This window comes from Autumnicola lenta (assembly GCF_031846515.1).
In the GTDB taxonomy this organism is placed as follows: Bacteria; Bacteroidota; Bacteroidia; order Flavobacteriales; family Flavobacteriaceae; genus Autumnicola; species Autumnicola lenta.
The window spans coordinates 1-12,249 of record NZ_JAVRHO010000043.1; the positions used below are offsets into that span (position 1 = coordinate 1).

Consider the following 12,249-nt stretch of genomic DNA (forward strand, 5'->3'; position numbering starts at 1 on the left):
CTGTGCCGCTGGCAAGCGTGATTGTCCGTAGGACAATCGGGCGCAGCAAGCACGCACGGACTTTCGATTTGGAACAGGCTTTAGCATTGTTTTTATATTTTGTTGTGAGCAGTTGTTGTTATTTTTTGTCCGTCGCAAAGATGCCTCAAAAATGGCAATTATCGACCTTTACTTAATTGATCGGCAACGGCTAAAAGTCCGCTTATTCACAAGCCGGAACTTCCAAATTTACCTAAAAAAAGCGCCACTTGCGGTTGAGTGATGATTCTAATCGGTAGCTTTTTTTTCTTCCCTTGGAAAAATAAAATTAGAAAAAAACCGAAATTTGGCGACCACGCTCCCCTCCGATCCGCAATTGCTCACAACGTCTCGAATAACACAAGTTGCGGCTTGGGTACTCGAATTTGTCAGTTAAAAAGTTTATTTTAATGGTAGTCAAAAATGTCATTTTTGACAGGTATTCCGCAATTTGTGTTATTCGTTGTTAGCCTTCGTTTTCATCCGCTAAATCCTCTTCTTTTATGGCATTTATATTTTCGAGGGTATTCATTAAATTTTCCAGTTCATCGTAAAACTCAGCTATCTTTTCCAGGTTGGCATCATTAGTTCCTCTAAACTGATCCATATCAAATTGATAGATGTCTCCCTCTTCGAATGCTTCATTGATATGGCTCAGCTCACCGTTCATTGCAATATTTATTGAGTGGGTTATTAAATTTTCCCTTACAGATAGCAAGTATTTATATGTACTAATAATATTTTCTCTGTAATACTTCATAATTTAAACCGTTTTCTTGGATCCGTTTGAAGATTGAAACATAACAATTTCTATAGCTCGGAATTTGCTTATTGGGTAATTGAAATTCTCCTGTATTTTTTGGTAGTGTTGTTCAAATTCTTGTTGGTCAGTTATTTTCTTTAAATCCTGAAGGTAACTTAAATAAGCAGTCGGTCTATTTATTCCATAGGTGCTTTTTTTGCCGGTCAGAAATCTGAATATCCGACTGTCCCAGATTGCGTAAATTTCTGGTTTTATAAAATGAAGAAGTTTTGATAAACCTACGAGAGAATTGTTAATGCAATTCTTTAAAATTTCCAACTCAGGTGCGGTTAAAAGATATCCGTTTTTCACTTGGTTTAAAAGTTTCAAAACTTCGGGTAACTTTTCTTGATTTAGAGAAAGAATTGTCGGCATCCAACCATAAACAAAATGACTTGAAATTATAAGATGATGTTTTTCAATTTGTTCAATTTTTTCAAAATATCTAATGAATTCGTGATAGGTATTGATGTAAGAATTATTAACGATCGAAAATTCAAGCAATTCCTCTTTTATCAGTTCTAAATTTAATTCTTTCAACTTTTGTTTTTTAAATGAAGGCTAACGTCTCATATAAAAACTGTGCGCGGGCGAGCTTGATTTTCCGCAGGAAAATCAGGCGTTGCAAGCGAGCACGGACTTTCGATTCGAGACTGATTTAAGCATTGTTTTTATATGCTGTTGTAAACTGTGCTTTTTCACTGATTACAGATTCGTCGTTTTTCATATAAAATTTATGTCAGTTTAAAAGCTTCGATAAACAAGAGCTAATCCGATCAGAAACATTGTGAAAATACCCACAAAGATTTGAGGTCGGAAGGATTTTCTCATATGATCACCTTTTTCAATCTTTTTGATTGTCCGATTTTCCAAAGTCAGCAGTGCCACTGCTAATATCAGAATCAGAACCCCTAAGATAAGTTCGAAATAATCCATCTATCCTATTTTTGTTTTTGCATAGTTTACAACGTCTCGTATAAAAACTGTGCGAGCGGGCGAGCGTGATTGTCCGCAGGACAATCCGCAAACCAAGCGAGGACGGATTTTCGATTTGAGACTGATTTTAGCATTGTTTTTATATAATGTTAGCCAATGGCTTTTTTCACACATCCACTCGGTCAGATATTTGTTCTCTTACCCACTCAACATTTCTTTCTTGTCGGAAGTCAAACCATTCCTGCCTGAAATCCGATTCGTGGATCAAATAATTGAAATTCCTGAAAGGTTTTGTTCGGTTTAAAGCAGCATGTAATTTTTTGCGAAATCCGTCCGCTTTCAGCTGGTCCGCAAAGGATTCCATTACAGCGTAAGATTGGTTGGAATTCATTGGCTCGATTCGAATGTAATCATCCCAATTATTCTCGAGTTTATCTATTACTTCTTGCCAGGGATTTTCCTCATCCGCAAAAAAGTCCATTTCTGCCGGATGATATTCAAAATCACCAGTTGTAGTATTTAGAAAACAAAGTTGTCCGCACAGAAGGAGTTCTGCCATTTCTCGAATATTTGCTTCCTTGACTTTCATTTTTTCAGCTATTGGCTAACGCTGCGTATAAAAACTGTGCGCGGGCGAGCGTGATTGTCCGCAGGACAATCCGAAGAGCAAGCACACCATCATTTCGATTTGGCACAGGTTTTAGCATTGTTTTTATATAATGTTGTGAGGCGTCTTTTTAATATCCGCGAGCCAAAACATCCAAATTTACCGAAAAAAAAGCGCCAATTGCGGCTGAGTGATGATTCTAACCAGTAGCTTTTTTTTCTTCCCGAAGTAAACTGCAAATGCTAAAAAACCAAAACTTGGCGATTTTCGTCCGTCGCAAGGAGGTCTCTAAAATGGCAATTATCGACCTTTATTTACCTGGTCGGCAACGTTTGAAAGTCCGATTACAGACCATTTGGTTTAAACCAAAAATTGCTAAATAACCGATTTTTGTCCCATACTTTGTCCTTGATGCCTCACAACGTCTCATATAAAAACTGTGCGCTGGTGAGCTTGATTTTCCGTAGGAAAATCAGGCGCAGCAAGCAAGCAGGGAGTTTCGATTTGAGACAAACTTTAGCATTGTTTTTATATTTTGTTGTGAGGCGTCTTTTTAATTATCCGCAAGCCTGAACATCCAAATTTACCGAAAAAAAGCGCCACTTGCGGCTGAGTGATGATTCTAAGCGGTAGCTTTTTTTACTTCCCGAAGAAAATTACAACTCCGGAAAACCTGAAATTTGCCAATTTTCGTCCGTCGCAAAGAGGTCTCAAAAATGGCAATTATCGACCTTTATTTAGATGATTGTCTCCGTTTCAAAGTCCGATTACAAACCAAACCGTTTAAAACAAAAATAGCTGAAAATCCAATTTTTGCCTTAAACTCTGCCCTTGATGCCTCACAACGTCTCATATAAAAACTGTGCGCCTGGTGAGCGTGATTTTCCGCAGGAAAATCAGGCGCAACAAGTACGCACGGAGTTTCGAATTGGAACAAGCTTTAGCATTGTTTTTATATTTTGTTACAAGGCGTCTTTAATTTTTTGTCCGTCGCAAAGAGGTCTCAAAAATGGCAATTTTCGACTTTTATTCAGTTGATTGGTTCCGTCTTAAAGTCCGCTTATTCGCAAACGCAATCTTTCCAAATTTACCGAAAAAAGCGCCACTTGTGGCTAAGCGATGTATTGTCACGTAGCTTTTTTCTCTTCCCGAAGTCCAAACCAATTGCCGATTTACCAAAATTTGCCATTTGCGCTCTGATTTGATGCCTTGTAACGTCCCGTATAAAAACAGTGCGGCGATTGCCAGCGTTGATTTTCCGCAGGAAAATCAGACGCAGCAAGTACGCAGAGACTTTCGATTCCACACTAAGATAGCATTGTTTTTATACATTGTTGCCATTAGTACTTTGCACAGGGGTTTTAGATTATTTGTTGGGCAGCTAATAAAATTTTGAAATTCGACGAACCATTTTTTAATAATAAATATCGTTCTTCAATACCAACATTTCCTCCTTCTCCACCACCAGAATTCGTAATACTTATTACAATATTTGAGTTTTTAGTTTCTGTAATGTAAAGAGTATTGAAATCGTAAACACTTAAAAAATTTCCAAAAACATCATCTATATTTAATTGATTTTCTTCCCAATATATATTTCCAATTTCCGGTCCGTTATAAGCTTTACTATTTTTCATTTTATTCCAATCCGCAATTAAGAAATCTTTAAGTGCGTTAATGTAAATATCACTATTCCCGTGAAATGCGGTCATATTTTTCAATTCCTTATCTGCAAAAGATCTGTATTCATCTTTGATAATTTTAAGATAGGTGGAAACACTATTATCAAGCCCGGTTGGTAAGTAAGCCTCTGCATAAACATCACCTTCTTCTGTCTGTTGGATCGAATAAATTATTTCAAATTCATTTGTCTTTTCGTTTTCAAGTTTATATAATAAATTTTTAGGAATTTGAAACTTTAATGTTCCTTGACATTCACATTTATTTATTTCATCTTGTATGGAAGATGTTCTAATTTGTGTTAAATCTGAATATTCATTATAGAAATCAAGGAGCTCTAATTGAGTTATATCAGCTTTATAATATACATATTGATTAATATCAGAATTTTCGGCCAAAATTCGTTTAACTAAAATTTTTGAAGTATCCGATGCACAACTTATTTCATTGTTATCGCACGATAATAATGTTAATGAAAGAAATAATAGCAGAAATTGATGTTTGTAAAACTTTTTCATTTTTAATTTTTAGTCTGAAGATTTTTTAAGGTCTGTGATTTTGATTGTGTGTATTTGTGCAATTTTTTCAAAATCGTTGTAGCCACAAACAGCAAAATCTCCTTTGGTTTCTCTTACCACCATTACTCCGTATTTTTCATTTAATAGAACATCTCTATGTCTAACTCTATTTCCTTTTTGTATCATTTTTTGTTTTTAGTATTAATGGCAACGTAAAGTGTTACTGCAGTAGGAGCTTTTTTGCGACTATTGCAGTAACATGGTGTTGTATGCTTTTTTGCCTATCCGCAGCAAAAAATAGCAAAAAAGGAACAGTTGATTGGAGCGGCATAAATGATAAGGCTTCTTTTGAGGTCCGTATCCCGTTTCCATTGTGTTTAAGAAAGCCTTCTAAACATTGTGGAATAAGGGATGGGCTTTACAACTGTCCGTACTGCTAAGGGAAAAAAATTAAGTTAGTTGAAGCTATTGACTATATCAAAATTTTCAACTACCTTAACCTTAAGAATTTGTAACGTTGGAAACGTTTGGAAAGTGAAAGACTTTCCACGATCCCATCGCCAAATTCTTAGGGACGCTACCTAAAGGTTTTGTCCTTCTCTTTCCCTTAGCCGTACCACTATTAATCAGCCCAGGAACTTCAAAAGATGACCATGCGCAACAAGAAATTGCATACAACGGTTACGGTTATCGCAAGTTGCGGGAGTATGGACGCGGACTTGTCGGATTAATTGTTTTCTTTCCTGGTTTCTAAAATTACACTTTTTTCACAAAACCCGTTATTTGCGATGAACCGATGTTGTAGCCAGTATTTTAGTAAGAATTCCTGTAATCCTTCATTTTCATTATTAAAGCTTCCTCATGTGTCCAGAAATTTTCAATTTCTAGGTTGTGTTTTATAACAGTATTTCGATTTTTTATTGCTTCAAGAACACTGCTAATAATATAACAACATTCATCAGGTTTTTGCATTACTTGTCTTTCTGTAAACCTAATCACGCCCCAATTAATTCCATTAAAGAACCTATTTCTTTCTTCATCTTTAGTTCTGTCATGGTGTATAGTTGTTCCATCTAATAAGCTATAAGGTTCATCAATTTCAATATCCAGGTAAAAATTTATTTCACAATCGAATACTATAAAATCAGGCTGAAATGGGTTTTTTCCAATATCAGGTGAATAATCTGTAAAAACATTTCGACCGAAATTTTTGTAGAGATATTCTAAAAAATGTAGTTCACTTTTTCCTTTTTTGAAATTCCTATTATCAATTAAAGGTATAGGGTTTTCGGAAAGCTTATTCTTTAAAATTCCCATTTCTGCTAATTGAGAGTTTTGTGCATAGGTTATTTCAAAATCAATAAGTTCCTTTTTATAATTTTTATTGAAGGTTTCTTCAATTTCTTTGACCTTTTGTTTATACTGATCTAGTAGATTTATCCTTACAGATTCTTCTAATATCGATCTTTTTACTTTTATATATTTTGTGAAAACCTCACTATCTTTATGAAAAACTGCATAAGCTAGAAGAATTAGGTACAAAGAGCTACTTCCGATTATTAGAAAAGGCCAAACAGACATTTCTCTTCTTTCTTCAAATGTTATAAATAAAGGGCCGAAAACTGCAAAAATAAAATAAAGACCAAAGCCAAATATTGGAAGTAAAATTAAAGTGTGTAGAATATTAGCGAAACTTGTTTCAAAATCAATCTTTTCTTGTTTCTCTACATGATAAAGTATAGGTTTTTTGGGAAGAGGATATTCACCGAGGCAAAATGTATAATTCTCTAAATCTTCATTTATTGAATCGTACTCAAGCTCTAATATATTATCAATTTTTATTGGTTGAGGAGAATTTGTAAAGTAGTACGGTAAGTTCTCACATAATTTTGGGTTATTTTCTTTGACCGGTTTTTTAATATTTAAATAATCTAATTTCTCGGATTTATTATAGCCATCATTAATATGGTTTTTAATAATTTCCGGAATGTATATGTATGGATATATTTCCTCTATCTTATTTAAATCTATTTCTCTCATAAATATTGGCTACAACGGTCTCGAATATTCGTCAGTTGTGGTATTTGGTAAACGGATTAGTCCGCTTAGATTATACTTTCTTAGATTCTAAAAATACTATTTTATTTAAAATGGCCACAATTGCGAATATTCGTTGTTGTTGCCAGTTGCCTTCAACCATTAATAATTTGATAACTGACTACAGTTCCATTTTTAAATTCAAATATTAAAGTTCCGTAATTAATTCCTTTTCTTGCTGGTCCCAAATTGTACCGAAATTGATCTTTAAATTTTTTTTCTGGTTCGCCAAGTAAATCGATAATTTCTTTTTGAGATAATCCTTTTAGTTTATGATCTTCGATTAAGTCATTTCGCATATCCCAACGGAGAAATAAATTTGCTTCCGTTTCTTCCCAATTTTTCCATTTTTTTGAATCAAACTTTTTATCGATTTGTTTAGCGCACGATAATATCAAAAAAACGATTAAAATTAATCTCGAAATTTTACTCTTGTGAATCATTTTTATGTTTTTCTGATAAACACGGTTCTACATAGGAAACTATATCGTCATTTTCCAATGTATCTAATTGAGCTTTAATTGGATTATAATTCAAGTCGTATGGAATTTCCATTGAAAAATAATTTTCACTAAATTTTTCAGATTGGCAGCCACTTTTCATAAATGAATTTCTTATTTCATTTAGATCTGACTTTTCATCCATTAAAACAATCTGAATTACTGAATTTCCAGAAAATTCTTTAGTTTCTCTATAAGTTATCATTTGTTCGCTTTCATCGAACTCAGCGAAAATTATATCATCCGAAGCTAATAAGGGAGCGTAAAAAGGAATATTATCTAGTTTATATATTCCATTTTCTTTATCAATTTCTTGACACCACATCGTCTCGACCATTTCTTCATCAAAAATATTACTATAAAATCGGAATAAAACTTTTTCTTTTTCTTGTTTCATTGTTCGGAACTTTCTTAGGCAATTGGCTACAACGGTCTCGTATATCGACAAGTGGCGCGGAATTATGGATGCGGATTTGTCGGCTTAACTGTTTTGTTTGTTATGGAAACTAATTTAGTACTTTTCTATTAAACCCGCCATTTGCGATATACGTTGTTATGCACTGGGCTTGCGTTGTAGGATTATCAATAATATCCCTGCTATAATGAACGGTAGACTTAACCACTGACCCATATTTAAGGTCATCTGATTCTCGAATGCTACTTGATTTTCTTTAAAAAATTCTATTATAAATCTTGCTAAAAATAGAAGGATAAGGAAAACGCCAAATAAAACTCCACTAAAGTTTTTATTTTTTGAATTTTTATAGGTGTACATTAAAATTACAAATATTAAGAAATATGATAAAGCCTCATATAGTTGTGTTGGATGTCTCGGGATTAAATCATCTCTTTGAAAAACAACTCCCCAATTTCCATTTGTAGGTTTTCCATAAATTTCTGAGTTCATAAAATTCCCTAATCTTATAAAAGCACCAGCAACAGGTATAGCAATCGCTACTCTATCTAAAATCCAAAGTAATTTAGTTTTGTATTTTATGGAATACCAAATAATCGCTATTAGAACACCTAAAGCACCTCCGTGACTAGCTAATCCTTGAAACCCAACGAATTCATAAGATCCGTTTATTTCTTGTATAGGAAGAAATATTTCTAGTGGATGATTAAAGTAATATTCTGGTTGATAGAATAACACGTGTCCGAGCCTTGCACCAAGTAGAGTTCCTATAAAAATATAAGTAGCAAGTTTATCTAATTTTTCTACAGGGATATTTTCCTTAATGTATATTCTTTTTACAATTTGATATCCTAATAAAAGTCCGATAACGAAAAATAATCCGTAATATTTTAATGGAAAAGAGTCAGTTATCGAAAATATTACTGGATCAGTATTCCAATAAAATATACCATCTTTCATAGTTCAGATTTTGCTCAAGCCTTGTGCATAACGGTCTCGATTATCGCAAGTTGGCGGAGTAGGGAACACGGCATTGTCAGCTTAGACCTAGTTTGTTGGTGAATTTAATTATTTTCTTACTAACGGTGCCGGCTATTTGCGATGAATCGTTGTTGGCAACTGTTATCTATTCGATAGTCATTGTTACAACGAAGTAATGTGGAATGTCAAATTCTTTACCTAAATTTTCTGATTTTATTCCTGATTGTGCAACTCTACAATATGATTTTGATCCATCCTCGTAAACGGTTGGCGTTATGATCGTAAATAGCGGAAATTGATTATCTATATCATAACTTTCTGAAGAAGCCGCACTAAGAAAATCTTTATAAGCATATCGTCCATTAGATTCCAATATTTCATAATTCATTTTAGGACTAGAAAATCCATTACCATTTAGCTCGAAGACAAGTTCATCGTTCTCGTTTTTAGTTATGAAAGTTATGTTTAAAGTGTCTTTAGTCATTCTAAAATATTCGTCCTGAGAACTATAAAACATAGTATCTATTTTCACTAATTCTCCTTCCTTATATTCGTTGATTCTCACAGCATAATTTTTACCTTTTAAATCTCCACTGAAAGTATATTTGGCTAAATTAATTTGTTCAAATCTTAAAATCGTTTCTAAATCTTTACTATCAGTGCTATAGTCAATTTGCATTAAAACTTTTTCTTGCGCAATTGCACTTGAAATTGAAAGAAGAATCGTGAATAGCGAAATTATTATTTTCATATGTGTTTATTTTGCAATTATTAAGGAAAATCTCTCTTAGATAATTGTTGCCAACGGTCTCGAATATTCGTCAGTTGTGGTATTTGGTAAACGGATTAGTCCGCTTAGATTATACTTTCTTAGATTCTAAAAATACTATTTTATTTAAAATGGCCACAATTGCGAATATTCGTTGTTGTTGCCAGTTGCCTTCAACCATTAATAATTTGATAACTGACTACAGTTCCATTTTTAAATTCAAATATTAAAGTTCCGTAATTAATTCCTTTTCTTGCTGGTCCCAAATTGTACCGAAATTGATCTTTAAATTTTTTTTCTGGTTCGCCAAGTAAATCGATAATTTCTTTTTGAGATAATCCTTTTAGTTTATGATCTTCGATTAAGTCATTTCGCATATCCCAACGGAGAAATAAATTTGCTTCCGTTTCTTCCCAATTTTTCCATTTTTTTGAATCAAACTTTTTATCGATTTGTTTAGCGCACGATAATATCAAAAAAACGATTAAAATTAATCTCGAAATTTTACTCTTGTGAATCATTTTTATGTTTTTCTGATAAACACGGTTCTACATAGGAAACTATATCGTCATTTTCCAATGTATCTAATTGAGCTTTAATTGGATTATAATTCAAGTCGTATGGAATTTCCATTGAAAAATAATTTTCACTAAATTTTTCAGATTGGCAGCCACTTTTCATAAATGAATTTCTTATTTCATTTAGATCTGACTTTTCATCCATTAAAACAATCTGAATTACTGAATTTCCAGAAAATTCTTTAGTTTCTCTATAAGTTATCATTTGTTCGCTTTCATCGAACTCAGCGAAAATTATATCATCCGAAGCTAATAAGGGAGCGTAAAAAGGAATATTATCTAGTTTATATATTCCATTTTCTTTATCAATTTCTTGACACCACATCGTCTCGACCATTTCTTCATCAAAAATATTACTATAAAATCGGAATAAAACTTTTTCTTTTTCTTGTTTCATTGTTCGGAACTTTCTTAGGCAATTGGCTACAACGGTCTCGGCTATCGCAAGTTGCGGGAGTTGGGACGCGGAGTAGTCGGTTTAATTGTTTTCTTTCCTGGTTTCTAAAATTACACTTTTTCGGCAATACCCGTTATTTGCGATGAGCCGTTGTTGTTGCCAGTTATTTTTCCTCCTCCTCAATTGATTTTCTCCCAAAATAAATTATAATTATGAATATGTAGCTTATTGCAAAGGCATACAAGCTATTTGTAAATGACATTTCAAAAATTTTTTCTTTTCTTCTTTCAACATTATATTTTAAACATCCAAAATTTCCATCAAAATTACATTCTATGCTAGGAATTATATCTGGAGAATAATCATCTAAAGGAAGATTATAAGAAATTCTTTCCCCTAGTTTCACTGTGCTATAATCATAGTTGTCAAATTTATTAGCGTCATATATTAAAAATGCAGAAATTAGAAATATAATTATGGCGATTATAAGACTTATGAATGATAGCTTAAATAATGATGAAAAGACTTTTGAATAGTCTACCTTTTTTCTTTTTCTGTTTTTCTCCTCTTTAGCTATAACTACTTTTATTGGTTTTTCAGTTGTAACTTTTTGGGGTATTGGTGGTGGAGTTTTTTTGAAGAAATTTTTAAACTCTTCAAGATTATGAATTTCAAACCAATTTTCGTAGTTCTCGTTCCATACTAAAGTATTTCTTTTGATATCTTTTTGTTTTATTTGATCAATAGTATAAGGACCTTGTTGCTCCTCATTTAGAACAATATAGAATTTCTGCATTTTATTTATTGAGTTTTAAAAATAACCCTAAAGAGTTTTGATGTATAGCACTTCGCCATATTTTACCATATTGTTGGAATCCATTTTTAGTCAAGATTCTTACCATAGCAGGATTGCTTTCAATTTCAGTAGTAGCCATTAAATTTATATCACCATTATTATCCAATAAGAGTTTTACTATTTTACTTGAAATACCTCTTCCTGTGAATTTAGCATTTGTAAAAAGATAACCTAATTCCCAATCAATTATGTTTCTAAATTCAGGTATATCCGCTTTTTCTTTCGAAAATGTACTCTCACTTTTTTGTTTAATTCTGCCTATAGCAACAGGTTCTTTTTCATTTGTAACTATACAAATCATTTTACATCTATCAGCTTTTTTCAAAAGATTTCCTTTTACTTTTCCTTGCTCTTTTAACTTATTCGCAAAAAACTTTCTGTGATTCTCTTGTAAATCTTCTTTTTTAATAATCTTAAAAGTAAAATTCATTCTAAAATAATTGGCTACAACGTCCCGTATAAAAACAGTGCGAGAGGGCGAGCTTGATTGTCCGCAGGACAATCAGGCGTTGCAAGCGAGCACGGACTTTCGATTCAAGACTGATTTGAGCATTGTTTTTATATGTTGTTAACCACTTTTTTACTTTTTAGCTCCCTTTCAATAGTTTCTAATTCCTTTTTCACATTAATTTCATCCAGATAAATTATTAAACTATCGGATTTTACTTCAAAGTCACTGCTATACTTTTCTATCCAGGTTGATGAAATAAAGTTTGATCGGTTGGTAGAATCCGGATAAACGGGTTCTCTTAATTTTACTGATTCAGATAATCGTGTTAATTTATAATTTTGGTAATCTGAGTCAGCTTCTAATTCGATTTCAAAGGGTTTATATCCATCAAATGTAATTCTAAGTTTAGGCGAGTAACAGAATCCAGTAATTTCTCCGATGCCGAAATTTCCATATTCGTCTGAGGTCCGTAAAAGGTTTTTACCGACCATTTCTATTTTAGCTCCTCTTAAAGGTTCACCCGTCTCAGATGATAAAACTTTTCCATTCACGTGAATATCACAATCGCAAGAACTAACCAACAATATAAGTCCGAAGAGAGCAACTAATTTTAGTTTCATTTTTTTACAATTGTGGTTAACGTA

The 12,249-nt window shown here is 32.9% G+C and carries 15 protein-coding genes; all 15 read right to left on the bottom strand.

Annotated elements, in window-relative coordinates; translation table 11 throughout:
• Positions 1–484 precede the first annotated feature (484 nt).
• A complete protein-coding gene (locus RM545_RS17035) occupies positions 485–778 on the bottom strand; it encodes a hypothetical protein (RefSeq protein ID WP_311496491.1) in 294 nt (97 codons plus the stop codon).
• Positions 779–781: 3 nt separating this feature from the next.
• On the bottom strand, positions 782–1,360 hold the full coding sequence (locus tag RM545_RS17040) for a hypothetical protein (protein WP_311496492.1): 579 nt from the start codon (positions 1,358–1,360) through the stop codon (positions 782–784).
• Between the two features lie 562 nt (positions 1,361–1,922).
• Positions 1,923–2,345, bottom strand: coding sequence for a UPF0158 family protein (locus RM545_RS17045; protein WP_311496493.1), 423 nt, complete (start codon positions 2,343–2,345; stop codon positions 1,923–1,925).
• 1,379 nt (positions 2,346–3,724) lie between these two features.
• Positions 3,725–4,561 carry a hypothetical protein gene (locus RM545_RS17050; RefSeq protein WP_311496494.1) on the bottom strand — a complete coding sequence of 279 codons (837 nt, stop codon included), beginning with the start codon at positions 4,559–4,561 and terminating at the stop codon, positions 3,725–3,727.
• A 9-nt stretch (positions 4,562–4,570) separates the two neighbouring features.
• Positions 4,571–4,747 (bottom strand): hypothetical protein, encoded by a 177-nt coding sequence (locus RM545_RS17055; protein WP_311496495.1) that lies wholly within the window; start codon positions 4,745–4,747, stop codon positions 4,571–4,573.
• Positions 4,748–5,374: 627 nt separating this feature from the next.
• Positions 5,375–6,601 (bottom strand): PDDEXK family nuclease, encoded by a 1,227-nt coding sequence (locus tag RM545_RS17060; RefSeq protein ID WP_311496496.1) that lies wholly within the window; start codon positions 6,599–6,601, stop codon positions 5,375–5,377.
• A gap of 152 nt (positions 6,602–6,753) precedes the next feature.
• Positions 6,754–7,101 (bottom strand): hypothetical protein, encoded by a 348-nt coding sequence (locus tag RM545_RS17065; RefSeq protein ID WP_311496497.1) that lies wholly within the window; start codon positions 7,099–7,101, stop codon positions 6,754–6,756.
• Positions 7,085–7,555 carry a DUF4265 domain-containing protein gene (locus RM545_RS17070; protein ID WP_311496498.1) on the bottom strand — a complete coding sequence of 157 codons (471 nt, stop codon included), beginning with the start codon at positions 7,553–7,555 and terminating at the stop codon, positions 7,085–7,087. Before RM545_RS17070 ends, RM545_RS17065 begins: the two co-directional genes overlap by 17 nt.
• A gap of 156 nt (positions 7,556–7,711) precedes the next feature.
• Positions 7,712–8,533 (bottom strand): prolipoprotein diacylglyceryl transferase, encoded by an 822-nt coding sequence (gene lgt, locus RM545_RS17075; protein ID WP_311496499.1) that lies wholly within the window; start codon positions 8,531–8,533, stop codon positions 7,712–7,714.
• Between the two features lie 166 nt (positions 8,534–8,699).
• Positions 8,700–9,305, bottom strand: coding sequence for a hypothetical protein (locus RM545_RS17080; RefSeq protein ID WP_311496500.1), 606 nt, complete (start codon positions 9,303–9,305; stop codon positions 8,700–8,702).
• 191 nt (positions 9,306–9,496) lie between these two features.
• On the bottom strand, positions 9,497–9,844 hold the full coding sequence (locus RM545_RS17085) for a hypothetical protein (protein ID WP_311496497.1): 348 nt from the start codon (positions 9,842–9,844) through the stop codon (positions 9,497–9,499).
• The gene (locus tag RM545_RS17090; protein WP_311496498.1) at positions 9,828–10,298 is read right to left on the bottom strand and encodes a DUF4265 domain-containing protein; all 471 of its coding nucleotides are present in this window, start codon (positions 10,296–10,298) and stop codon (positions 9,828–9,830) included. Before RM545_RS17090 ends, RM545_RS17085 begins: the two co-directional genes overlap by 17 nt.
• A gap of 163 nt (positions 10,299–10,461) precedes the next feature.
• On the bottom strand, positions 10,462–11,094 hold the full coding sequence (locus RM545_RS17095; RefSeq protein ID WP_311496501.1) for a DUF4339 domain-containing protein: 633 nt from the start codon (positions 11,092–11,094) through the stop codon (positions 10,462–10,464).
• 1 nt (position 11,095) lies between these two features.
• Entirely contained in the window at positions 11,096–11,584 is a 489-nt protein-coding gene (locus RM545_RS17100; RefSeq protein ID WP_311496502.1) for a GNAT family N-acetyltransferase, read from the bottom strand.
• 128 nt (positions 11,585–11,712) lie between these two features.
• Positions 11,713–12,249: carboxypeptidase-like regulatory domain-containing protein (locus tag RM545_RS17105; RefSeq protein ID WP_311496503.1), on the bottom strand; the 537-nt coding region annotated here is incomplete at its 5' end.